21 protein-coding genes are annotated in these 23,733 nt (G+C 69.2%); 11 read left to right on the forward strand and 10 right to left on the reverse strand.

Going from position 1 to position 23,733, the window contains the following annotated elements; all coding sequences use genetic code 11:
• Positions 1-4,101, reverse strand: a complete 4,101-nt coding sequence (gene hrpA, locus ABZW96_RS01675) for an ATP-dependent RNA helicase HrpA (RefSeq protein ID WP_355070295.1) — start codon at positions 4,099-4,101, stop codon at positions 1-3.
• 217 nt (positions 4,102-4,318) lie between these two features.
• Between hrpA and ABZW96_RS01680 the strand changes: the two genes are divergently transcribed.
• On the forward strand, positions 4,319-5,548 hold the full coding sequence (locus tag ABZW96_RS01680) for an aminotransferase class III-fold pyridoxal phosphate-dependent enzyme (protein WP_355070297.1): 1,230 nt from the start codon (positions 4,319-4,321) through the stop codon (positions 5,546-5,548).
• A 2-nt stretch (positions 5,549-5,550) separates the two neighbouring features.
• On the opposite strand, the gene ABZW96_RS01685 is transcribed toward ABZW96_RS01680, so the two are convergent.
• A complete protein-coding gene (locus ABZW96_RS01685) occupies positions 5,551-6,054 on the reverse strand; it encodes a GNAT family N-acetyltransferase (protein WP_355070299.1) in 504 nt (167 codons plus the stop codon).
• Between the two features lie 453 nt (positions 6,055-6,507).
• Between ABZW96_RS01685 and ABZW96_RS01690 the strand changes: the two genes are divergently transcribed.
• The 3 genes from ABZW96_RS01690 (at position 6,508) to ABZW96_RS01700 (ending at position 8,644) form a co-directional block, all read left to right on the forward strand.
• Positions 6,508-7,182: a DUF5134 domain-containing protein gene (locus ABZW96_RS01690; RefSeq protein ID WP_355070301.1), complete on the forward strand. Its 675-nt coding sequence runs from the start codon at positions 6,508-6,510 to the stop codon at positions 7,180-7,182.
• Between the two features lie 63 nt (positions 7,183-7,245).
• Positions 7,246-7,932 carry an ECF RNA polymerase sigma factor SigK gene (gene sigK, locus ABZW96_RS01695; RefSeq protein WP_355070303.1) on the forward strand — a complete coding sequence of 229 codons (687 nt, stop codon included), beginning with the start codon at positions 7,246-7,248 and terminating at the stop codon, positions 7,930-7,932.
• Entirely contained in the window at positions 7,925-8,644 is a 720-nt protein-coding gene (locus ABZW96_RS01700) for an anti-sigma factor (protein WP_355070305.1), read from the forward strand. The genes sigK and ABZW96_RS01700 overlap by 8 nt, the downstream gene beginning before the upstream one ends.
• 6 nt (positions 8,645-8,650) lie before the next feature.
• Here the strand turns inward: ABZW96_RS01700 and ABZW96_RS01705 are convergent, their stop codons facing one another.
• The 3 genes from ABZW96_RS01705 to ABZW96_RS01715 form a co-directional block, all read right to left on the reverse strand.
• A complete protein-coding gene (locus ABZW96_RS01705) occupies positions 8,651-9,325 on the reverse strand; it encodes a PhzF family phenazine biosynthesis protein (protein WP_355070307.1) in 675 nt (224 codons plus the stop codon).
• Positions 9,326-9,431: 106 nt separating this feature from the next.
• On the reverse strand, positions 9,432-9,971 hold the full coding sequence (locus tag ABZW96_RS01710) for a carboxymuconolactone decarboxylase family protein (RefSeq protein WP_355070309.1): 540 nt from the start codon (positions 9,969-9,971) through the stop codon (positions 9,432-9,434).
• 102 nt (positions 9,972-10,073) lie between these two features.
• Positions 10,074-10,661: a peroxiredoxin gene (locus ABZW96_RS01715; RefSeq protein ID WP_355070311.1), complete on the reverse strand. Its 588-nt coding sequence runs from the start codon at positions 10,659-10,661 to the stop codon at positions 10,074-10,076.
• Between the two features lie 177 nt (positions 10,662-10,838).
• Between ABZW96_RS01715 and ABZW96_RS01720 the strand changes: the two genes are divergently transcribed.
• From ABZW96_RS01720 to ABZW96_RS01740, 5 genes are all read left to right on the forward strand, one after another.
• Positions 10,839-11,747 carry a hydrogen peroxide-inducible genes activator gene (locus tag ABZW96_RS01720; protein ID WP_355070313.1) on the forward strand — a complete coding sequence of 303 codons (909 nt, stop codon included), beginning with the start codon at positions 10,839-10,841 and terminating at the stop codon, positions 11,745-11,747.
• Positions 11,748-11,801: 54 nt separating this feature from the next.
• Complete coding sequence (locus ABZW96_RS01725; protein WP_355070315.1) at positions 11,802-12,296, forward strand: gamma-glutamylcyclotransferase family protein; 495 nt, start codon at positions 11,802-11,804, stop codon at positions 12,294-12,296.
• A gap of 53 nt (positions 12,297-12,349) precedes the next feature.
• Positions 12,350-12,940, forward strand: coding sequence for a TetR family transcriptional regulator C-terminal domain-containing protein (locus tag ABZW96_RS01730; RefSeq protein ID WP_355070317.1), 591 nt, complete (start codon positions 12,350-12,352; stop codon positions 12,938-12,940).
• 76 nt (positions 12,941-13,016) lie between these two features.
• Positions 13,017-13,751, forward strand: coding sequence for an SDR family NAD(P)-dependent oxidoreductase (locus ABZW96_RS01735; RefSeq protein WP_355070319.1), 735 nt, complete (start codon positions 13,017-13,019; stop codon positions 13,749-13,751).
• Position 13,752: 1 nt separating this feature from the next.
• A complete protein-coding gene (locus ABZW96_RS01740) occupies positions 13,753-13,959 on the forward strand; it encodes a 4-oxalocrotonate tautomerase family protein (protein ID WP_355070321.1) in 207 nt (68 codons plus the stop codon).
• A 106-nt stretch (positions 13,960-14,065) separates the two neighbouring features.
• On the opposite strand, the gene speD is transcribed toward ABZW96_RS01740, so the two are convergent.
• From speD to ABZW96_RS01760, 4 genes are all read right to left on the reverse strand, one after another.
• Entirely contained in the window at positions 14,066-15,268 is a 1,203-nt protein-coding gene (speD, locus tag ABZW96_RS01745; protein ID WP_355070322.1) for an adenosylmethionine decarboxylase, read from the reverse strand.
• An 8-nt stretch (positions 15,269-15,276) separates the two neighbouring features.
• Positions 15,277-16,392: a type III PLP-dependent enzyme gene (locus ABZW96_RS01750; RefSeq protein WP_355070324.1), complete on the reverse strand. Its 1,116-nt coding sequence runs from the start codon at positions 16,390-16,392 to the stop codon at positions 15,277-15,279.
• 163 nt (positions 16,393-16,555) lie between these two features.
• Positions 16,556-19,054 carry a DUF3516 domain-containing protein gene (locus tag ABZW96_RS01755; protein ID WP_355070326.1) on the reverse strand — a complete coding sequence of 833 codons (2,499 nt, stop codon included), beginning with the start codon at positions 19,052-19,054 and terminating at the stop codon, positions 16,556-16,558.
• Between the two features lie 69 nt (positions 19,055-19,123).
• The gene (locus ABZW96_RS01760) at positions 19,124-20,068 is read right to left on the reverse strand and encodes a PAC2 family protein (protein ID WP_355070327.1); all 945 of its coding nucleotides are present in this window, start codon (positions 20,066-20,068) and stop codon (positions 19,124-19,126) included.
• 281 nt (positions 20,069-20,349) lie between these two features.
• Between ABZW96_RS01760 and ABZW96_RS01765 the strand changes: the two genes are divergently transcribed.
• Both ABZW96_RS01765 and ABZW96_RS01770 read left to right on the forward strand, forming a co-directional pair.
• Positions 20,350-21,048 carry a sensor domain-containing protein gene (locus tag ABZW96_RS01765; RefSeq protein WP_355070329.1) on the forward strand — a complete coding sequence of 233 codons (699 nt, stop codon included), beginning with the start codon at positions 20,350-20,352 and terminating at the stop codon, positions 21,046-21,048.
• A gap of 442 nt (positions 21,049-21,490) precedes the next feature.
• On the forward strand, positions 21,491-22,564 hold the full coding sequence (locus tag ABZW96_RS01770; RefSeq protein WP_355070331.1) for a DUF4192 domain-containing protein: 1,074 nt from the start codon (positions 21,491-21,493) through the stop codon (positions 22,562-22,564).
• A gap of 185 nt (positions 22,565-22,749) precedes the next feature.
• On the opposite strand, the gene galE is transcribed toward ABZW96_RS01770, so the two are convergent.
• On the reverse strand, positions 22,750-23,730 hold the full coding sequence (galE, locus tag ABZW96_RS01775; RefSeq protein ID WP_355070332.1) for a UDP-glucose 4-epimerase GalE: 981 nt from the start codon (positions 23,728-23,730) through the stop codon (positions 22,750-22,752).
• Positions 23,731-23,733: the final 3 nt, after the last annotated feature.

The following is a 23,733-nucleotide window of genomic DNA, read 5'->3' on the forward strand; positions in this document are numbered from 1 at the left end:
TCAGCGCCGCACAGCGGCGATCGCCTTCTCGATTCGCTTGGCCGACACCGGAAACGGGGTGCCGAGCTTCTGCGCGAATAGACTGACCCGGAATTCCTCGATCATCCACCAGATTTCGGTGACCGCGGGTGCATGCTTGCGGTTCTCCGGTAGCGACGCGACCAGGCGGTCGTAGGCGGCAAGCGCCCGATCGAGTTCGGTCATGCCCTGCCGATCGCGAACGGCGGAGCCGGGCAGCGCCTCCAGTCGCGCCACCGCGGCTTGGAGATAACGCGGCAGCTCACGCAGTCTCGTCGCGCCCGTCTCGGAGACGAAGCCGCGGAACACCAGGTTGTCGAGCTGATGACGGACGTCATCGGCGATGTCGCGCTCGCTCGTTCGCTCCAGCGCCGCGGAGACCTGGTGTGCGCCGGCGAGGATCGGCACGACCAGGCGCACGAAACGAGCGACGGTAGCGGCGAAGTCGGGCCGGATCCGGGCGACGAGCCCGTCGAACTCGGCCGGGTCGTGCACCGGCCCGCCCGCGGCCGCGAGCAGTTCGTCGGCGGCGGCCGCGCGGCAGTCCTCGAGCAGCGCCTCCAGCGAGCCGTACGGATTCTGACTCAGGGCGAGGCGGTCCGCGGGCGACAGGCCCGCGGTGGCGGAGCGGACCGACGTCGGCAGTGCGTGCAGCAGTAACGCTCTGGTGCCGAGGCGCATGGCGGCGGCCTGCTCCGCGGGGGAGCTGAGAACCCGGAGCGCCACGCCGTCCCCTTCGGCGACGAGCGCGGGATATCCGGTGACGGTCTGGCCCGCCACCTCGCGCCGCACCGTCGGCGCGATGGTGCCGAGCGATTCGGAGGTCCACACCGTGGCCGGAGGGCGTTCCGCGCCCGCGGTGGCCCGGGCGACCGAGGCGGAAACCTGTTCGGCCAGCTGCGTTTTCAGCGCGGCGAGGCTCTTGCCGCGCGCGAGCGTAGCCCCGTCGCCGCCGACGGCCGCGAAGGTCATGCGCAGGTGGTCGGGCAGCGCGGCGGTGTCGAAGTCGGTGGGGGCGATCGGCACCGAACCCAGCCGGGACAGCTCGCGTGCCAGCCCCGCGCGCAGCGGCTCCGCACGCGGGGTGAGCACCGCCAAGGCGGCGGTCGCGAAATCGGGGGCGGGAACAACACTGCGCCGCAAGGCCTTCGGTAAGGTCTTGATCAGAGCGGCGGCCAGTTCTTCGCGCATGCCCGGCACCAGCCAGTCGAAACCGACGGCGCGAACGTGGGCGAGCTGTTCCACCGGGATCCGCACGGTGACGCCGTCGTCCTCGTTGCCCGGTTCGAACTGGTAGGAGAGCGGGAAACTGAGTTCGCCCTGCCGCCAGGAGTCGGGGAACGCCGCCGGGTCCAGCGCGGCCGCGCCCTCGTTGACCACGGTGGAGGTGGAGAAGTCCAGCTGCGCCGGGTTCTCCCGGCGTGCGGCGCGCCACCAGCTGTCGAAGTGCCGCACCGAGACGATGTCGGCGGGCAGGCGCTTGTCGTAGAACTCGAACAGCACCTCGTCGTCGACCAGGATGTCGCGGCGGCGGGCGCGGTGCTCCAGGTCGGCGACATCGTCCAGCAGCGCGCGATTGCGGTGGAAGAAGTCGTGCCGGGTCTGCCACTCGCCCTGCACCAGGGCATGGCGGATGAACAACTCGCGTGACAGCTCCGGGTCGATGCGGCCGTAATCCACGGGCCTGCCGGTGACCAGGGGGATGCCGTACAGCGTCACCCGTTCGTAGGCGCGCGCCGCGCCTCGCTTGGCCGACCAGTGTGGTTCGGAGTAGGTGCGCTTGACGAGGTCGCCCGCCAGCCGCTCGGCCCATTCGGGCTCGATCTTCGCGGCCATCCGCCCCCACAGCCGTGAGGTCTCGACCAGTTCGGCCGCCATCACCCAGCGGGGCGGCTTCTTGGCCAGCGACGAACCGGGGAAGATCATGAACTTGGCGTTGCGGGCGCCGAGGAACTCCCGGGTTTCCGCCTCTCGGACGCCGATGTGCGACAGCATGCCCGCCAGCAGCGCCTGATGGATGGCGGTGGCATCCCAGGGGAGTCCGTCGTCCACGACGGCCGCGGTGGCGGACCTGCCAGGCTCGGAGCCTGCGCGTCCGTCGCCGCCGCGACCCCTGCGTGACCTGTTGCCGGACTTGCGATCCGGTGCCGCCGCTTCGGCTCGGTCCGGTTTCGCGCCGTCCTCCGCGTTCTCCGCGCGCGTCGACCAGCCGAGGCCCCTGGTGATCGTGCGCAGCTGCCCGTGGAGATCCTGCCACTCCCGGATCCGCAGGTAGTGCAGGAACTCCTCCCGGCACAGACGGCGGAACTGATTGGACGACAACGACTTGCGCTGTCCGCCGAGGTATTCCCACAGGCGCAGGTAAGCCAGGAAATCGGAGCCGTCGACGGTGAACCGCGCGTGCTTGGTGTCGGCGGCCTGCTGCTGATCGGCGGGCCGCTCGCGGACGTCCTGGATCGACAGCGCCGCGACGATGACCAGCACGTCGGCCAGGCACCCGGTGCGCTGCGCCTCCACCAGCATCCGCGCCATCCGGGGATCGACGGGGAGCTGGGCCATCTCGCGGCCGATCGGCGTCAGCGACAGTGCGGCGTCGTCGCCACTCGCCCTGGCCCCGCCGTCCCGCCGCGCGAGTGCGCCGAGCTCCTCGAGCAGGGCGACGCCGTCGCGGATGGCGCGGCGGTCCGGCGCCTCCACGAACGGGAAGTTCTCGATGTCACCGAGTCCGAGCGCGGTCATCTGCAGGATCACCGCGGCGAGGTTGGTGCGCAGAATCTCCGGATCGGTGAAGGTGGGCCGGGATTCGAAGTCGTCCTCCGAATACAGGCGGATGCAGATGCCGTCGGCGACGCGACCGCAACGCCCGGATCGCTGCCGCGCCGATGCCTGGGACACCGGTTCGATCGGCAGCCGTTGCACTTTGGTCCGCATGGAATAGCGCGAGATCCGCGCGGTGCCCGGGTCGACGACGTACCGGATCCCTGGCACCGTGAGCGAGGTCTCCGCGACGTTCGTCGCGAGCACCACCCGGCGCCCGGTGTGCGGGGCGAACACGCGGTGCTGCTCGGCGGTGGACAGCCGGGCGTACAGCGGAAGGATCTCGGTGCGCGGCAGCTTCAGATCGCGCAGCGCGTCCGCGGTGTCGCGGATCTCGCGTTCGCCGGACAGGAATACCAGCACGTCGCCGTCGCCCGCGGCGAACAGTTCGGTCACCGCGTCACCGATGGCGTCCACCGGGTCTCGGTCGACGATGCGGGTATCTTCGTCGTCTTCGTCCTCGGCGGCGCTCGGCAGCTCCAGCGCGAGCGGCCGGTAGCGGATCTCCACCGGGTACGAGCGCCCGGAGACCTCGACGATCGGTGCCGGCGTGCCATGTTCGTCCGCGAAATGCCGGGCGAACAGCTCGGGATCGATGGTCGCCGAGGTGATGATCACCTTGAGGTCGGGCCTGCGGGGCAGCAGCTGTTTGAGGTAGCCGAGCAGGAAGTCGATGTTGAGACTGCGTTCGTGCGCCTCATCGATGATGATCGTGTCGTAGCGGCGCAGCAGCCGGTCGCGCTGGATCTCCGCGAGCAGGATGCCGTCGGTCATCAACTTGACCAGCGTGTGTTCGGAGGCGTGGTCGGTGAACCGCACCGTGTAGCCGACCACGTCGCCGAGTTCGGTACCCAGCTCCTCGGCGATGCGCTCGGCCACGGTGCGCGCGGCGAGCCTGCGGGGCTGGGTGTGCCCGATGGTGCCGCGGATGCCGCGGCCGAGTTCGAGGCAGATCTTCGGGATCTGGGTGGTCTTGCCGGAGCCGGTCTCGCCCGCGACGATGACCACTTGGTGCTCGGCGATGGCAGCGGCGATGTCCTCGCGGCGGGCGGTGACCGGTAGCTGCTCCGGGTAGCGGATCTCCGGCACCGCGGCGCGCCGCGCTGCGACGCGCAGTTCGGCCGCTGTGATCTCGGTCTCCACCTCGCCCAGGTCGCCGCCGCGCGCTTTGTCGAGCCTGCGCCGCAACCGGTGTTCGTCGCGAAGGGAAAGATTCGCCAGGCGGGTGCGAAGGTCGCGGAGATCGGTGGCGGCTGTCCTGGTCATTGCATCGACCAGCCTAGCGAAATCCGCCAGCGGATTTTTCCACCAGGCGGTGCGTCCGGTAGCCGAGAGTAAGCCGGAGGTGCGCGACCGGCGCGGTGTCACGCCTGAATATGCGCTGTTCAGCGCCGGTGCGCGCGGTGTATGCGTCCGGTTCGCGGAGCAGTCGCGGTATTCGAAGGTATGGACCGCGGCCGGGGAACCGGTAAAGGTGGAAGACATGAACGCGCTATGGCATGGCTTCGCCGACATGGGCGCCGTCGAGCGGGACGGAGCGTTTGTGGTCGCCCGCGGGGAGGGCGCCTACGTCTTCGACCGGGCGGGCAACCGCTACCTGGACGCCACCGCGGGCCTGTGGTTCGCCAACGTGGGCCACGGGCGCGGCGAGATCGCCGACGCGGTGGCCGCGCAGCTGCGCACGATCGCGCACTACTCCAATTTCGGCGACATCACCGAGCCCGCCACCCAGGAACTCGCCGAGCGGCTCGCCGGGCTCGCGCCGGTTCCCGGCAGCAAGATCTTCTTCACCTCGGGCGGCTCCGACTCCGTCGACACCGCGACCAAGCTCGCCCGCCGCTACTGGCACGAACTAGGGCAGCCGGGCAAGACGATCATGGTCGGGCGGCGGATGGCCTATCACGGCATGCACGTGGGTGGCACCGCGCTCGGTGGCCTCCCGGGAAACCGCGAAGGCTATGGCGAGCTGATGCCCGCGGCGCGCACCGTGGAATGGGACGACGCGAAGGCACTGCTCGCCCTCATCGAGGAAGTCGGCGCCGAGCGGATCGCCGCGTTCTTCTGCGAACCCGTCATCGGCGCGGGCGGTGTGTATCCGCCACCGGCGGGTTACCTCGCCGAGGTGCGCCGGATCTGCCGGGACCACGACATCCTGTTCGTCGCCGACGAGGTGGTCACCGGTTTCGGCCGCATCGGCGGAGCGTGGTTCGCCTCGTCCCGGCTCGCCCTCGAACCCGATCTGATGACCACCGCGAAGGGACTGACCTCCGGCTATCTCCCGATGGGCGCGGTATTCGCCGCCCCGCGCGTGGCGGAGCCGTTCTTCGCGGGCGGCGTCTGGTGGCGGCACGGCTACACCTACGGTGGCCACGCGGGCGCGGCGGCCGCCGCGTTGGCGAATCTCGACATCGTCGAGCGGGAAGACCTGCTCGCGGCCGCTTTGCGCCTGGAATCCAGCCTGCACGATCAGCTGTCGGTGCTCGCCGAACACCCCAGGGTCGCCGAGGTGCGCAGCGGATTCGGCGCCGTCGCGGCCATCCAGCTCACCGATCCCGCCGAAGGGCCGCGACTGGTCAAGACGTTGCGTGCGCACGGCATCTCCGGTCGCGCCGCGGGCCAAGGGGCCATGCAGGTCTCCCCGGCCTTCGTCATGACCGACGACCAGGTCGCCGAGCTCGTCGAGGGATTCACCCGCGCGTTGAACGATGCTTGACGTCAGAGGTCACGGCTCATGAAGACGCTGTGTGGATCAGGGCGGTAGTCACCGAACGGCGCGCAGTGGGCGAAGCCGTGGGCGGCGTAGAGCCGTCGTGCGGGCCGGAAGAAATCATGCGCACCCGTCTCGAGGCTGAGGCGGCGGTAGCCGCGCGCGGTGGCCTCGGCGAGCAGATGACGCAGCAGGGTGGTCGCGATACCGCGGCGTTGGTGCGTCGCGGCGGTGCGCATCGATTTGATCTCGGCGTGGTCGTCGTCGAGGCGCTTCACCGCGGCGCATCCGGCGAGGGCCGCACCATCCCATGCGGTCCAGAACGTGACGTCCGGATGACGCAGCGCCGCCAGGTCCAGCGCGTGCATGCTCTCCGCGGGCGAGTGCGCGGCCATCTCGGCAAGGTGCTCGGTGAGCAGTGCCGCGACCTCCGGGCCGGTGAGGTCGTCGACGACGATGCGCAGACCGTCGCGCTCGATCTCGGTGACGTGTTTGCCGGCCTGGTGGGACATGACTCCATCATGGCGGGTCGCTCGGTTCCATCCGCATCCCGCCACTGACTCGGCATCTCGCCGAGGCCGCACCCGAGCGTTCCCCGGGCGGCCTCGAATCGAAGAGCGCCGCGCGGAGCCGACTTCCGCGACACGGCGGAGCACGCTGCGAAGTCGTCGCCGGGACGGCAGGCCGTGCTCAGAACTGTCCGACAGCAGCCTTCAACAGCATCGAAGTAGCACGCTGTCAGCGCTGTCTTCAGGGTAGATCGAAACCACTGTCGTTCAACCGAATCCGCGATGCGGCGCGCACCCCGGAACTCGGCCATGAGGGCAGGCGATCGAACTGCTGAGGTATGGCTTCCCTCTGCGTCCTACATGGTGTGCGCGATTTGAAAATGACACCTCGAACGCTCCGGGATGCGAGCATGGAAGGGCGACGACCGTGGTCGCCGTGCTGAGAGGTGGTGGGGTGTGGCGCAGTTCGTGCAGGAGTATGCCGTATTGCGGTGGATGATGGTGGCGGCGTTCGTGATCGCCGCGGGGATCGTGCTGTCGCGGGTGGCGGCGGCCGCGACGTCGTCGACCGGGTCCGTCGCGCAGACGCGGCCACCGTCGGACACCTCGGCCGGGCACTCCGAATCCGATGCGGCCCACCTGGTGATGTGCCTGGTGATGCTCGGCATGCTGGCGTTTCCCTCGGGCGCGAGCCCGCATGCGGTGCGCGGCGTACTGACGGCGATGGCCGTGGTGTTCGCCGGGTTGCTGACGATCCGTGCCGTGGAGCACGCCACCCAGGGGCGGCCATTGCCGATCGACCGGCTGGTACCGCTCGGCTACCACATCGTCGCCGCCGCGGCGATGCTCTACGCGATGTCCGGCCATACGGGTTCCGGCCATGTGGGCGGTCCGTCCACCGGACCGGCGCTCGTTCTCGCCGTCCTGTTCCTGCTCGACGCGCTTCTGGTGACCTTCACCGCCTGTACCGGCCGGACCCGGGCGCACGTGCCGGGGCCGCTGGGGCTGCTGGTGCGTTCCAGCGGCTGCGTCGCCGCCCTCACCGGTCCCGCGAAACCGTGGGCGGCGGTGCCGCATGTGGTGATGGACGCGGGCACCGCATACATGCTCGTGGCCGTGATCATTCGGTGACCGTGACCAATCCGGTTTCCCGCGCATACCGAACCCCTGTGCATGCAGGCACGGGATTCGGCCATGAGCAACGAACACGGTTCTGCTTCACCCCATCGCTCCGGCGGTCCGGCACGTGCGCGCGAGGAAACCGATGCCCCGGCGCTCGCGTGCCCGCTGCCCACCGGCTACGACCGAGCAGGGGCGACCAGCGCGAGCCGTGAGCTCGCGGCGCTACTCGCCGCCGCAGGCGCGGGCGATCGCGGCGCGTTCACCGAGTTCTATCAGCTGACCAGTCCGCGGGTGTTCGGGCTCGCGGTGCGAGTGCTGCGCAGTCATGCCGCCGCGGAGGAGGTGACCCAGGAGGTCTACCTCCAGGTCTGGTCGATGGCCCATCGCTACGATGCCACGCTGGCCAGTCCGGTCGGCTGGCTCATGATGCTCGCCCATCGCAGGGCGGTGGACCGGGTTCGCGCGGAGAGTTCGGCCACCAGCCGGGACCTCGTCTACGCGCACGAGCAGCTCGGGCGCGCCCACGATGTCGTCGCCGAATCGGTCACCCAGCGCATCGAGGAGCAACAGGTGGCAGGCTGCCTGGAGAGGTTGACCCCCACGCAGCGCGAAGCGATCGTGCTGGCCTACTACGGCGGGTGGACCTACCGGGAGGTCGCCGATCGTCTCTCGGTGCCGCTGCCAACGATCAAGACCCGCATCCGCGACGGGCTGAAACGATTGGAGCAATGTTTGTCCGGGGAAGGCAGCGATGGTTGACACCTCGCCGCGCTCGGAGGCGGACCTCATCGACCTCGCCTACCCCTGCGCGCTGGACGCGGTCGCCGATATCGAACGCAGGCACATCGATGCCCGTCTGGCGGCCGCGGACCCGGAGGTGCGCCAAGCGTTCTCCGACACCGTGTGGCAGGTGCGTGACGTCATGGGGCGGCTGGCCGTGCTCGGTGAGCTCGCGCCGCCGCCGGAGCTGGAACGCCGCATCCTGGCCGCGCTGCCCGACGAGCGCGCCGAGCGGTCGAGCACGCGGATCGCGTCGTGGCGGCGCTCGCTGCGCTGGGTGGCCCCGATCGCGGCCGTCTTGTGCCTGGTGATCGGTGGCAGCGTGGTGACCGCGCAGCTCCTCGGCTCCCACTCGGACCCGGCCGCCGCCGATCAGGTGCACATGCGGACGGTGAACGGATCGTTCGCCGGGGGTGGGCTGCTCGTCGTCGACGCCTCACCCGAACTCGGACGCGCGGTCGTCGTCTTCGATCGGGTCGCGCCGCCGCCGTTGGGCCGGGTGTATCAGGTGTGGCTGGTCGGTTCCGACGGGCGACCACGCTCGGCGGGATTGCTGAGCGACGTGCCGTCGACCGAGCGGCCGTTCGTCACCGGTTTCCGGTCCGGCGAAGTGCTGGCGGTGAGCGTCGAACCGGACGGCGGTTCGGACGCACCGAGCGGCGATCCGATCGTGGGCGTGACCCTGCCCTGAGCGGCGTCAGATCTCCACCGGCTGGTCCGCGGCGACTCGGCCGCCCAGATGCACCCAGCCGTCGGAGTCCCACCGGGTGAACAATTGCGAGCCTTTGCCCTGGGTGATGACCAGTCCCTTGCGCAGCAGCGCCGTCAACGCCACGGCCGCGGCTCCGGTCGCCTCGTCCTCGGTGATGCCCATGGTCGGCGCGAACATGCGCGATCGCAGGGCGGCGCGATGCTCGTCGGTCCACGCCCACAGGTAGTGCGGACCGCCGGGAAACTCCTCCGGCCGCAAGGTGGCCAGCTCCTCGGCGTCGTCCAGTTGATGGAAGGTGAACGCGGGCGCCCACTCGCCGCGAGCGGTGATCCAAGTCAATCCCTCGGTGAGTTCCACGGCCACCGGGCCCGCGGGGACGTCCAGTGTCCGCACCGCAAGGCCCTGCGACGCGAACCACCACGCCGTCCCCACCGAGGGGTGCCCGGCGAACGGAAGTTCCATCGTGGGGGTGTAGATCCGCACCGCGGCGGTGCCGTCCACCGGCTCCTCGACGACCACGGTCTCGCTGTATCCGGCCTTGGCGGCCAGCGCCTGCCGATCGGCCGCGGCCACGTCGGCCGCCCGTGCGATACCCAACTCGTTGCCGAAGCGTCCGGCGGCGTCGGTGAACACTCGCACCACATCGACCTGTGTGCTCATGCTCGCCGAGCCTACTCGGATGCCGCGGGCGCGAGCTGTCACGCAGACCACAATGGAACGCGAAAGAGGCCCCCGTCGCAGGACAGGGGCCGCTTTCCCAGCGAAATCAGATCGCGGCCGCGGTGAGGGCCTCGGTCGACTGCACCGCCTGGCCGACACCGGCCACGATCGCGGCGGCGCGCAGCGATTCGAAGATCACTTCGCGGGATACGCCCGCTTCGCGCAACGTGTGCTCGTGCGCCTCGAGGCAGTGCGCGCAACCGTTGATCGAGGAGACCGCGAACGACCACAGCTCGAAGTCGGCCTTGTCGACGCCCGGCGTGCCGATGATCTGCATGCGCAGCCCGGCCCGCAAGTCGTCGTAGCGACCGCCGAGGAACGCCTTGCCCCGGTAGAACACGTTGTTCATGCCCATGATCGAGGCGGCGCCGAGCGCGGCGTTGTACGCCTCCGCCGACAGCGCGTCGGCGGCTTCCTCGGCGATCTCGCGCAGCGTGGTCGTCGACCGGGTTGCGGCCGCCGACGCGAGCAGGGTGCCCCACAACTGCTGTTCGTTCAGCACCGTGGTGCGCGCGATGGATGACAGATTGAGCTTGAGGTCCTTGGCGTACTCGGGAAGGGAGTTCTTCAGGTTCTCAATGCTCATGCGGCGATTCCTCTACTCGAAGCGATCCCGTGCGGGGACCAGGTCGGTTCTCGATGGTGTGGGGTTGGGACGTACCAGGAAGTCCGGATGCGACTGCGGTTTTCAGACGCTGGCGGACAGGAGTTCGCCCGCGTTGATGGTGGGGTCGCCCTTCTTCCAGTTGCAGGCGCACAGCTCGTCGGACTGCAGGGCGTCGAGCACGCGCAGCACCTCGTCGACGTTGCGGCCGACCGAACCCGCGGTCACGGAGACGAACTGGACCTCGTTGTTCGGGTCGACGATGAAGGTGGCGCGGTCGGCGACGCCGTCGGCGTTGAGCACACCGGTGGCCGCGGCCAGTTCCCGCTTGAGGTCCGAGAGCATGGGGAAGGGGAGGGTCTTGAGGTCCTCGTGCTGAGCGCGCCACTGGAAGTGCACGAACTCGTTGTCCACCGACGCGCCGAGCACCACGGCGTCCCGGTCCTCGAATTCGTCGTTGAGCTTGCCGAACGCGGCGATCTCCGTCGGGCACACGAAGGTGAAGTCCTTCGGCCAGAAGAAGACGATCCGCCACTTGCCCGCGTGGTCGTCGCTGGTGATCCGGGTGAAGTAGTCGTCGGGCTGCTGAGCGTCGACCTTCGACAGGTCACCGCCGATGACCGCGGTGAGGTTGTATGCCGGGAATTGGTCGCCGATGGTCAGCAGGGCCATGCTCGTCTCCTCGTCATTTGATTGCCAACTGTGTTCTGCGGTATTGCCGAACCGTTGCCGTGAAAGTCGGCCACCGACTCGAATTCAGCACTCACACCGCGGGTGAAAAGCTCATGGGCGATCTTGCCCAAGGGGCGGTAAAAGGTAAAGGTGATCAGTCGCACTACACTGATAGGGGTGACTGATCAGACTTATCAGCCCACCCTGTCACAGCTGCGTGCGTTCGTGGCGATCGCGGAATACCGCCATTTCGGCACCGCGGCTGCCCGTCTCGGTGTGAGTCAGCCCACGCTATCGCAGGCGCTCGCCGCCCTGGAACACGGGCTCGGGCTCCAGCTGATCGAACGCAGCACCCGGCGCGTGCTGGTGACCGCCGCCGGGATGCGGTTGCTGCCAAAGGCGATGGCGACGCTGGAGGCCGCGGACCGTTTCGTCGCGTCGGCCACCGGTGACGGGCTCGGCGGCACGCTGCGGATGGGCATCATCCCGACGGTCGCCCCCTATGTGCTGCCCGGGTTGCTGCCGGAATTGCGCAAGCGGCTGCCCGAACTGCGCCCGCAGATCATCGAGGACCAGACCACCCGGCTGCTGGACGGGCTGCGCACCGGCGTGCTGGACGTCGCGCTGCTCGCGGTCCCCACCGAGATGCCGGGCCTGGTCGAGATTCCGCTGTACTCCGAGGAATTCGTGCTGGTCACGCCGCGCGGCCACGAACTGGCCGGGCGTGGCGACCTGGCGGCGTCGGTGCTGGACGCCCAGCCGCTGCTGCTGCTGGACGAGGGGCACTGCCTGCGCGATCAGACCTTGGAGGCGTGCCGCTCGGCCGATGTGCATCCCGCCGCCGTCGGCGACACCAGGGCCGCGTCCCTGTCCACCGTGGTCCAGTGCGTGGCGGGCGGGCTCGGTGTCACGCTGATCCCGCAGATGGCGGTCGCGGCGGAGACCGCGCGCGGCACGTTGGACGTGGCGCACTTCTCCGCTCCCGCACCCGGCCGCACCATCGGCCTGGTTTTTCGCACGTCCAGCGCCCGCGCCGACGATTACGAATACCTGGCCGCCATCATCCGTGCTCAGCGGCCGATGTAGCTGCGTCGAACGCGCCGGCCGGGCACAGTGGAGGCCGGTGAGAGGAGAGGCGAGTTGGCATCGGCGGCGCTGGGAGAGGGGCGGCTGGGCCGCCTGTCCGGATCGGACCATGCGTTGTTCGTCTACGGCACCCTGCAGTTCCCCGAGGTGTTGACGACGCTGCTCGGGCGAGTGCCATCGCTCGAACCGGCCGAGCTGGCCGGGTGGCGCGCCGCCGCGCTGCCGCGGCGGTTGTATCCGGGACTGGTCGCCGCGGCGCACGGGCGCGCCCGCGGCGCCGTGCTGACCGGTCTCAGCGCGACGGAGTGGAAGATTCTCGACGCGTTCGAGGACGACGAGTACGACCTGCGCCAAGTGCGCCTCGAGGGCCGGAACGCTCCGGTGTGGACCTACGTCTGGACGGTGGCGGCGGACTCGGCGGACTGGGAACGGGACCGGTTCGCCGCCGAGCATCTCGCGCGTTTCGCCGTCCGGTCCGCGCGGTGGCGGCAGGACCCCGCGAGCTTCTCGGACTCGGCCGGACCCGGCTGGTCGGATCCCTCGGCGTGAGGCCATATGTGCGGCTGTTGCAATTCCGAGACGACCGGTCGTATATTCAGCGCATGGCACGACCGCGACGCAGCCAGGACACCCGGCGTCTTCTCGTCGAAGAGGGCGCCGCAGGGTTTCTGACCAACGGCTACCACGGCACGGGTATCAAACAGATCCTGGACAAGGTCGGTGTGCCGAAGGGCTCGTTCTACAACTACTTCGACAGCAAGGAGAGCTTCGGTCGCGCGATCATCGAGCACCATTCGGTCTGCGTACAGCGCAATCTGACCGAGGCGTTCGGCGCGGAGCCGGACCCGGTGAGCGGCTTGCGTGCGTTCTTCGGACGGCTGATGGACGATTTCGTCGCGGCGGATTTCACCGGCGGGTGCCTCATCGCGAATCTCGGGGGCGAGCTGGAAGGCAGTGAGCTGTTGCGGGAATCGCTGTCGGTGGCTTGGCGCGCATGGCGCGATCGCGTCGCCGAGCAACTCGTGCAGGCGCAGCGCCTCGGCATGATCCGCGCCGACATCGAGGCGGTCGAACTGGCCGATCTCCTGCTCGAATCCTGGGAAGGGGCGGTCATCAGGATGAAGATGGAGCGCACCCTCGCGCCGCTGCACAAGTGCCTCGATCGCCTGCTGGGCGATTACTTCCTGCCCTGATTCCAGGGGCAGCACCTGTCCGGCGTCTTCGGCTACCCGTTCCAAGACGACCGGTCGTATATAAGAAAGGATCACCATGGTGAAGACCGTCATCGTGACCGGTTCCTCGAGCGGAATCGGTCGCGATATCGCACGGGCGTTCGTGGAACGCGGCGACAACGTCGTGCTCAACGGCCGAGACGAGGAAAAGCTGACCCGGGTGGCTGCTGAACTCGGTGCGCCGGAGCGTGTGGCTACGGTGCCGGGCGATATCGGCGCCGCCACGACCGCGGCGACCCTGGTGCGCGTCGCGGTGGAGCGATTCGGTGGCGTGGACGTGCTGGTCAACAACGCGGGCATCTTCGGAGCCAAGCCGTTTGTCGAGGTGACCGAGCAAGACCTGGACGTCTATCTGAACGGCAACCTCAAAGGCACCTACTTCACGACGCAGGCCGTGGTGCGGCAGTTCCTGACGCAAGCCAGGGGCGGCAGCATCGTGAACATCGGCACCGTGCTGATCGATCACGCCCTCGCCGGGTTGCCCGCCACCGCGGCTTTGGTCAGCAAGGGCGGCATACACGCGTTGACCACCAGCCTCGCCGCCGAACTCGCCGCCGAGGGCATCCGGGTCAACGCTGTCGCCCCCGGCATCATTCGCACACCGCTGTTCGGCGACGGCGACGAGCCTGCTTCGGGCAGACTCGCGCTGTTGAACCGCATCGGCGAAGTCGCCGAAACGACGGCCGCGGTCTTGTATCTCGCCGACGCGGCCTTCACCACCGGACACATCCTCCCCGTCGACGGCGGGTTCATCTCTGGAAGGGCGGCCTGAAATGCCTTATGTGAACATCAAAGTCACCGACGAAGGCGTGACCCGCGAGCAGAAGGCGCGGCTGATCAAGGGTGTCACCGATCTGCTGCAGGACGTGCTCGGCAAATCGCCCGCGAGCACGTACGTCGTGATCGACGAGGTCGCGCTGTCGAACTGGGGCGTCGGCGGAGTCGACGTCGAGCAGTGGCGCGCGCAGCAGCGCTCCTGAACCATCCGGGACCAGCCGCCCGTCGACCCGGCGCGGCTCTGATCGGACACGAAACGCCGAATGCGCCGGTTCCGGATCCGGAACCGGCGCATTCGGGCGCCGTTGCCTAGACCCGCAGGGCGTGCGGTTCGATCGCGCCGCGCTCCAGCGCCCTGGCGTCGATGGTCTCGGGCTGGTAGGGCAGCTGCGCCAGGCGATCGGTCATCCCGCCGACCGGGTCGTCGATCTCCTCGACCAGGCCGAACAGGAACGACCACTCGTGTTCGTCGCTGCCGTAGTGCACCACGGTGCCGAACTGCTCGTGGAAACGCTGCCAGGACCGCTTCAGGGTCTCGTTGCGCCACATCGTCGAGCAGCCCGCCTGGGCGCACAGCACACCGCCGGGCGCGAGCAGCGCACGACATCGGGACAGGAACTCCGCCTCGTAGAGGCGGTTGTGCTGCGCGTCCTCGACGCGCTCGTCCGGCAGGTCGATCACGATGACGTCGTACCGGGTGCCCGCCCGCTCGGCCTCGGCCAGGAAATCCCAGCCGTCGGCGTAATGGACCTTGATCGGCCCCTCACCCTTGACCGCGGCGGCCAGTTCATCCCTGGTGTAGCCGTAGGGCAGGTGCTCGGCGCACAGCTCGACCTCGAGCTGGTCGATGTCGACGTGGTCGACCAGAGTGGCGCCCGCGGCGACCGACATCTGGCTGGCGACGCCTTCCCCGGAGCCGATGATCAACACCTTGTCCAGCTTCTCGGCCAGCACGAAGGCGGGGACCATCATCGCCTCGTGGTAGGTGACCTGGGAGAACTCGGTGGACTGGCGGTCGTCGTCGGAGAACAGGCTGATGCCCTGCTCGGTCCGCGCGATGATCATGTGCTGGAACGGGGTGTGGGTGTCGACGATCATGTCGTGCAGGTCCCAGATGCGGGTCAGGCCCGCGCCCACCGGCTCCTCGATCCGCTGACTGCCGTGTCCCCTGCGGATGACCTGCATCCGAACGTCCTTGGGCGCCAACGCGTCCCGCAGTAGCTCGACCGCCTTCGACGCGCCAGCGCCGATGCTGCCGCAAGTGAAGACGTCGACGAAGATGTCGCCGGACTCCGGATAGGTGTGAATCGAGGCGTGGGACTCCGACAACAGCGCGAGGACGGTCACCCCCTGCGGTTCGAACTTCTTGTGTACGACATCGCAGATGGTGACGCCCGCCGCGATCAGAGACTCACGCAACGCCGATTCGAGTCGTTCGAGATCGTCGCAGAGGGCTGCGTCGACACCACCGAACTCGGCCAGCACATGCCAACCGGTGAATTCCGCCGTCATGGGCAAACTCACTCTCGCTCAGCGCCCGAGACATGAACGGTCAAGGGCGGAAAACCATTGAAGGACACCGACGAATAGCTCGCGGTATAGGCACCGGTGTCGAGGATTCGAACGCGATCACCGGCTCGCAACGTGGTCGGTAGGAGGACTCGCGTGCGTTGATACAGTACATCGTCGCCGTCGCAGGTCGGACCGGCCACCACCGCCTCGTCGACGGGGTCGCCGTCGCGATCGGTGACGAACCGGTAGGCGATGTACTCGTTCTCTGTCTCGGCCATGCCGTTGTAGCGGCCGATGTCGAGATACACCCAGCGCCGACCGTCCGGCGCGGTGCGGACGCCGACGACCTCGGCGTGAATCGTGCCCGCCGAACCGACCAGTGCCCGGCCCGGTTCGACGACCAATCCGGTATTCCCGGAAAGGAATTCGGCCGCCGCGTGGTTCACCACCGCGGCGATCTCGCCCAGCGCGGGCGCCGCGTCTGCGTAGGAGATCGGCAGCCCGCCGCCGATGTTCACCGAGCCGACCGCGATATCCTTGTCGGCCAATGCCTCGGCGATCCGGCCCGCCTGCTCGATGCCGATCCGCCACGCGGTGGGATCCAGTTGCTGAGAGCCGACGTGGAAGTAGGGTCCGGCGACGACCAGCCCGAGATCCCTGGCCCGGACCAGCAGCCGGAACGCCTCGCCGGGGCTGCAGCCGAACTTCGTGCCGAACGGGGTGCGCGACTCCGGCGCCGAGGCGAGGAAGCGGCACTCCACCTCGGAGCCGGGCGCGTGCTCGGCGATGCGCAGCAGATCGTCCTCGGTGTCGAAGGCGAAGCGGCGCACCCCGAGGGCGTAGGCGCGGGCGATGTGCGCGGCCTTCTTGATCGGGTTGCCGTAGCACAGCCGCTCCGGCGCCACGCCGAGTCCGAGGCAGAGGTCGATCTCGCCGATGCTGGCTACGTCGAATTCCGCGCCTTCCTCGTCCAGCAGGCGCACGATCTCCGGCACCGGGCTCGCCTTCACGGCGAAACGGATCCTCGTCGCGGCGCCCGTGCCCGCGGACAGGGCGGCGTCGAGCGCGCGGTAATTCTGGCGGACACGCTCGGGATGGATGACAAGGTACGGCGATTCGGGCATAGTTGATCTTTCGCTTCGGCAGCGGGGGAGAGAGTATCAGCGGCCCCTACCCAGTAACGAATCCGTCCAAACCTGGATTCGCCCCATGGTGGCGCAACCCTGTCATCAGGCCGCGACGGAGCTGCTGACCTGCGGGAACAGGTGGCCGGTAGGCGATGCGGGCTCAGCCGGCGGACACGGTGACGTCGTCGAAGACGACCTCGCCCGCGGCGTCGGACTCGGCCAGATCGACCACCGCGTCGATCGACCAGCCGTGGTCGCCCGCCGGGTCCTCCAGCACCTGCCGCACATGCCAGAATCCGGGTCTTCGTTCCACTTGGAACAGTTGCGGTCCCCTGGCGTCGGGTCCGGTGCCGATGCGCTCGTATTCCGCGTAGTAGTCCGCGAGTGCCTCGGCCCAGTCCGGGCCGGGACCGAGTGCCGCCAGCTCGTCCCAGCGTCGCAGCGCGGCCAGTTCGACCCGGCGGAACATCGCGTTGCGGACCATCACCCGGAACGCGCGTTCGTTGGCGGAGATCGGGCGCACGGTTTCGGCGCCGAACGCGATCTGGTCGGCGTCGGTCTCCGCGCCCGGGTTGGTCAGTTGCTCCCATTCGTCGAGCAGGCTCGAATCGACTTGCCGCACAAGCTCTCCGAGCCACTCGGTGATGTCGTCGAGTTCTTCGGTGCGCGCCGACTCCGGCACGGTGCGCCGCAGCGCGCGATAGGCGTCGGCGAGGTAGCGCAGCACCACGCCCTCGGATCGGGCCAGCTCGTAGAAGGAGATAAGTTCGGCGAAGGTCATGGCGCGCTCGATCATGTCGCGCACCACCGACTTCGGCGCCGGCGCGAACTCCGACACCCACGGGTGTCCGGCTCGGTAGGTCTCGAAGGCCGGTTCGATCAGTTCGGCCAGCGGCTTGGGCCAGGTCACCTCTTCGAGCAGTTCCATCCGCTCGTCGTAGTCGATGCCGTCGGCCTTCATCTCCGCGATGGCCTCGCCGCGCGCCTTGTGCTGCTGGGCCATGAGCAGCTGGCGCGGATCCTCCAACGTGGATTCGATGAGCGACACCACGTCGAGGGTATAACTCGGGGACTGTTTGTCCAGCAACTCCAGCGCGGCCAGCGCGAACGGCGACAGCGGCTGGTCGAGGGCGAAGTCACGCTGCAGGTCGACGGTCAGGCGGGCGCGGCGGCCCTGCGCGTCGGGTTCGGGCAGTTGCTGCACCACCCCGGCGTCGCGCAGCGCCCGATACAGCCGGATGGCGCGCAGAATGTGCCTGCGCTGGGCGGGTCGCGGCTCGTGGTTGTCTTCGAGCAGATGGCGCATGGCGGTGAAGCAGTTGCCCGGCCTGGCGATCACATTCAGCAGCATGGCGTTGGTGACCGTGAAACGCGACACCATCGGCTCCGGCTGCGCGGCGACCAAGCGGTCGAAGGTCTCCTCACTCCAGGAGACGAAGCCTTCCGGCGGTTTGCGCCGCTGCACCTTGCGCTGCTTCTTGGGATCGTCGCCCGCCTTGGCCAGCAGCCGAGTGTTCTCCACCTCGTGCTCCGGAGCCTGCACGACGACGGTGCCCATGGTGTCGTAACCCGCCCGGCCCGCGCGGCCCGCGATCTGGTGGAACTCCCGCGCCTTGAGCCTGCGTGTGCGCACGCCGTCGAATTTGGTCAGCCCGGTGAGCAGCACCGTGCGGATGGGCACGTTGATGCCGACGCCGAGGGTGTCGGTGCCGCAGACCACCTTCAACAGGCCGTCCTGGGCCAGGCGCTCCACCAGTCGCCGGTACTTCGGCAGCATGCCCGCGTGATGTACGCCGATGCCGTGCCGGATCAGCCGCGACAGCGTCTTGCCGAACCCGGCGGCGAACCGGAATTCGCCCAGCGCGTCGGCGATCGCGTCCTTCTCGGCGCGCGTCGCGAAATTCACACTCGTCAGCGCCTGCGCGCGTTCGAGCGCGGCGGCCTGCGTGAAGTGCACGACGTACACCGGAGCCTGGTGGGTGGTGACCAGCTCTTCGAGCGTCTCGGTGATCGGGGTGCGGGCATAGGAGAAGCTCAGCGGCACGGGGCGCTCGGTGCCCGCGACGATCGCGGTGGAGCGGCCGGTCCGGCGCTCCAGGTCACGGGCGAAAAAATCGACCTCCCCGAGGGTGGCCGACATGAGCAGGAACTGGGCGCGGGGAAGTTCCAGCAGCGGGACCTGCCAGGCCCACCCCCGATCGGGGTCGGCATAGAAATGGAATTCGTCCATCACCACTTGGCCGACGGCGGCGTCCGCGCCTTCGCGCAGCGCCAGATTGGCCAGGATCTCCGCGGTCGCGCAGATGATCGGCGCGTCCGGATTCACCGCGGCGTCGCCGGTGACCATGCCGACGCGTTCGGCGCCGAATACCTCGCACAGGGCGAAGAATTTCTCGCTCACCAGCGCCTTGATCGGAGCGGTGTAATACGTGCGCAGCCCCTGGGTGAGGGCGAACAGATGCGCGCCGACCGCGACGAGTGACTTCCCGGAACCGGTTGGGGTGGCGAGGATGACGTTGGATCCGGATGCCAGCTCGAGCAGCGCCTCGTCCTGCGCGGGGTAGAGCGGGGTGCCCTGCTCGGCGGCCCAGATGCCGAACGACTCGTAGAGCGCGTCGGCGTCGGTCCCCGGGATGTCGAGCAGTTCGGTCAGATCCACTCCGACAACCCTACGGCCTCGCCCGTGAGCACGTTTGCAGGGGCGATCGGGACCAGGCGGCCGGGCGGATCAGTCCTGTTCGCCCTCGTCGTCGCCGGTGTAACGGCCTTGCTCGGCGAGAAATCGCTCGAATTCGGCGCCCAACTCGTCGCCGCTGGGCAACTCGCCGTCACCGACCAGCAGGCTCGACTGGCGTTCCTGGGCGGTGACGAAGCTGTCGTACTGCCGCTCCAGCGCGTGCACGACGGTCTCCACCTCGGCATTGCCCGCGATGTGCTCGTTGACCTGTTCGCGTACCCGGGCGGCGGCCTCGCCGAGCGCGGCCAGCGGGAACTCCAGGCCCGCGTTGTCGGCGACGTTCTCCAGCAGCGTCTGCGCGGCCTCCGGGTAGGCGGTCTGTGCCAGGTAGTGCGGCACGTGCACCGAGAAGCCGACCGACTCGTGACCGTGCTGCGCCATGCGGAATTCCAGCAGCGACGACGCGCTGCCAGGAACCTGCAGCTCGCCCGGCCACCGCTGGTGCTCGGAGATCAGGTCGCGGTTGGAGGAGTGCGCGGTCACGCCCAGCGGGCGAGTGTGCGGAATCGCCATCGGGATGGCGCTCAGGCCGATGCTGCGCCGCACGCCCAGCTGGTCGGCGAGCAGCCGCACCGCGGTGGTGAACTTCTCCCAGCGTAGGTCCGGCTCCAGACCCGCGAGCAACAGGAACGGGGTCCCCGCGGTGTCGCGCAATGCCCAGAGGTTGAGTTCCGGCTCGGCGTAATCGGAGAAATGATCGGTCTTGAACGTCATGAGCGGGCGCCGCGACCGGTAGTCCAGCAGCTCGTCCACGTCGAACGAGGCGACCAGTTCGCTTTCGAGGCTTTCGCGCAGGTGCGTGGTCGCCAACCGCACCGCGTGCCCGGCGTCGGTGAAGCCTTCCAGTCCGTGCACCAGGACCGGGCCCGCGCCGTCGGCGGACGACAGCTGCGGAGCGGGGAACTCCAGTTCGTACATTCGCGACTCGTAGTCCATCGCGTACTCCTTCCTGCGCGGCTCCTGCGGCCCGGACGCGTGCCTCACGCGCCAGTGTGGTTGCCTGCCCGATCGTTCGCCACTCCTGGTGGTGCGGAGACGAGCAGTCGTCCGAACCGGGGACCACTGTCCATTGTCCCCCATGCCGTGGCGGTCGCCGCGCACGGCCGGACACCGACCCGTACTCCGAGCCAACAGCATCGGTGGGCCGCGCATTCCCGGCCCGGCGGCGTGGCATCGCCGACCGGACACGAGGAGTTTGGCACAGTGGGGATGTGACCGTGGCGGATTCGAGGCGCATGCGGCTGGGCCGGGTGGCACCCGTCGTCTGCGCGGTGCTGCTCGCAGGATGCGGGTCGACGGTACCGGGGCGCCCGGTCTCGTCGGCGCCGACCGCGGTGACCCGGCACGTCAGCGCGGAACTGCCGACATTGCTACCGGATCCGAGCCAGTTTCCACCGCCGTACGCGGCGGTGGTGCTGCCCCAGGACGCCGTGGCTCAGGCGGCGGGCGACCTGGACGGCATGGGCCGCGGTGCGAACGTCCAGCCCAGCCGATGCGTGCCGCCGAATCAGGACTTCGGGCCCGATCGCACCGCGATGGCGGTCGGCACGGACGACGCGACCCGCGCGACGCTGACCGTCGAATTGACCCGCAGCGGCGAGCCGCTGGCCGCCCTGCGCGCCCGGCTGGAGCAGTGCGGATCGGTGCGGGTCAACCGAGCGGGCGCCGCCACCACCGTGACGTCCGAGTTGGACTCGCCGCCGCCGATCGACGCCGACGACACCCTCTCGCTGCGCAGGACGGTTCGGCCGGAGTCGGGAGGCGCCCGGCTGACCCAAACGATGCGCACGCACGTCGCGCAAGTGGGGGACGTGCGAATCTCGGTGACCTACATGTCGTTCGCCGAGGGCGAACCGGATACCCCCGCGCTGGATGCGCTGTTCGCCACGGCGGTGCGCAAAGTGCGCGAGAGGTAGCGCGGGCGGCACGGTAGCAGGCGCCTCCGACACGAATCGCGATACCGCCGTCGTGTCGGTCGAGTCGTGCACAGCGCGAAGCGGATTCCCCAGGGCGGCGGAATCGCCAGGTCGGCGTCGAAGACCGGAGTCCACCGAGCCGCATGGTCGAAGCATGACCACTTCCGCGAACCCGTTTCGAGCCCCCGAACCGGTCGATGCCGGACATGCAGGCATGGACGACGAATCGCGGCCGGATTCCGGCCGCAACCATCCATCGAGGTGCGGCGCTCGCTCCGACACCGCGCCACGCGCCGTTCCCGCAGCGATCGCCGCGCCGCACTCGCATTCGCGCGCGGCGGAGGACGGAACAGACGCGTGGACTCCCGGTGGTCGATCTCGGCACGCTCGATGCGGCGAAGATCCTCCGCAGTTCCATGGTGCTCCGGAACATGTTGTGTGCGTGAATGATCCGGCGGAGTTGATTGCCGCGGTGCCCGCGATGCTCGGATTCACCCCGGAACGGTCGGTGGTCGTGCTCGTCCTGCGGCACGGGACGCCCGGCGGTGCGACGGTCGACGCGGTGGTGCGCTTCGATCTGGATTCGCCCGGTGGCCGCCGCGTGCGGGGTGCGACGCTGGCGGCCGCGGTCGCGCGGATCTGCGCGCACGACCAGGCGGCCGAGGTCATGGCCGTCGTCGTCGACGAACGCGCCGTGGAGCCGAGCGCCGACCGGTCGAGATGCGCGGCCGGACGATTCGACGCGCTGGTCGGCTCGCTCGGCAGGCGGCTGGCAGCGTGTGACATCTCGCTGGCCGGGGTCTGGGCGGTGCCTGCGATCGCCGCCGGGCAGCAGTGGTGGACCTTGACGGGACCACGGCGGCGCGGAGTGCTCCGTGATCCTGCGGCCTCTCTGGTGACGCTGACCCACGTGCTGGAAGGCAGGCCGATCCGCGGTTCGCGTTCCGAACTCACCGGTCTGGTCGCGCCCGATCCGCTCGCATGTGCCGAGATGGCGGCGCACCTGCCGGACGCGCTCGCGCGTGCGGGCGAACGTTACGCCCGGGCCGCGCGTCGCGGCGATCCGATCGGATACAGCAGGCAAGCGCTGGACTATGTGCTGTGGCAGATCGCCAACACCGCCTCGGGCGCGGCGCTGATGGCGCCCGAACTCGCGAAGATCACCGCGGCCCTGCGCGATCGGGCGGTGCGGGACACGATGTTCGCACTGGCCGTTGGCGACCACGCCGCCGCGGCGGAGGCGGTGTGGATCGCGCTGACCCGCGCGCTGACCGGCGCGGATCGTGCCGAGGCCGCCGCGCTGCTCGGCTACAGCGCCTACGTCCGTGGTGACGGACCACTGGCGGGCATCGCGCTGGAAGCCGCGCTGGAGGCGGATCCGGGGCATCCGATGGCGATGCTGCTCGACACCTCGCTGCGCCTGGGCATGCGCCCGGAACAGTTGCGTCGCCTCGCGCGCAGCGGCTACCGGACCGCCGCTGGTCTCGGTGTCGACCTGGGGGAACCGGCGCCGTGAAGCCGGATATGCGGATCGGTGACAACGAGTTCGCGATGCTGCCCGCGCCGGATCACCGTGACGATTCGGCGGAACACCGTGCTTCGTCCGGGCAGGTGTCGTCGCGGCGAAATCGGCTCCGGGGCCGTTGCGTCGGCGCCGCGGCCCGAGTCGGTGCGGGGTCGACTCGGACCGCAGGTGGCGGATTATCGCGCGCTGTGCGCGCGGGAGCCGAGCGATCGGAGGAAAGCCCAAGCGTCAGTGACGATTTCGTCGAGATCGTTGTGCTCGGGACGCCAGCCCAGCTCGGTGATGGCGCGTTCGCTGGACGCGATGAGCGTCGCCGGGTCGCCGGGACGACGGGGCGCGTCTTGCGCGGCGATCGGCAGGCCGGTGACGCGCTCGCAGGCCGAGATCACCTCGCGAACGGAGAATCCGGTGCCACTGCCGAGGTTGTAGATCCGGTGGGTGCCCGGCTCGGCGGTCGTCAAGGCCAGCAGATGGGCCTGAGCGAGGTCGCGGATGTGGATGTAGTCGCGGACCGCGGTCCCGTCGGGGGTGGGCCAATCGGTGCCGAAGACCGAGATCGCCTTGCGGTGCCCGGCCGCGACTTGCAGGACCAGCGGGATGAGATGCGTTTCCACCACTCGGTTCTCGCCCAGTCCGCCATAGGCGCCTGCGACGTTGAAGTACCGCAGGCTGGTCGCCGCCAGCCCGTGCGCGATCGCGTAGGAGGTGATGGCATGGTCGATGGCCAGCTTCGACGAGCCGTACGGATTGGTCGGGCGGGTCGGGGCATCCTCGGTGATCGGCACCTGCTCCGGTTCCCCGTAGACCGCGGCGGTGGAGGAGAAGACCAGCCGCGGCGTTTCCGTGCGCCGCATCGCCTCCAGCAGCTCGAACGTCTTCACGACGTTGCCGTGCCAGTACTTCTCCGGCTGCTGCACCGACTCGCCGACCAGCGACTGGGCCGCGAAATGCAGAACAGCGTCGAAGGGTTCGGCGGCCAGCAGCTCCGGCGCGGCGACCGCCACGTCACCCTGGACGAACCGGGCGGCGGAGGGCACGCCCTCGGCATTGCCGGTGGACAGATCATCGACCACGATCACCTCGTGGCCGGCTTCCAACAGAACTTGGGCGCAGACGCCGCCGACGTAGCCCGCGCCACCCGTGACGAGAAGTCTCACGTG

It is taken from the genome of Nocardia sp. NPDC004168 (assembly GCF_040610355.1).
Lineage (GTDB): Bacteria > Actinomycetota > Actinomycetes > Mycobacteriales > Mycobacteriaceae > Nocardia > Nocardia sichangensis.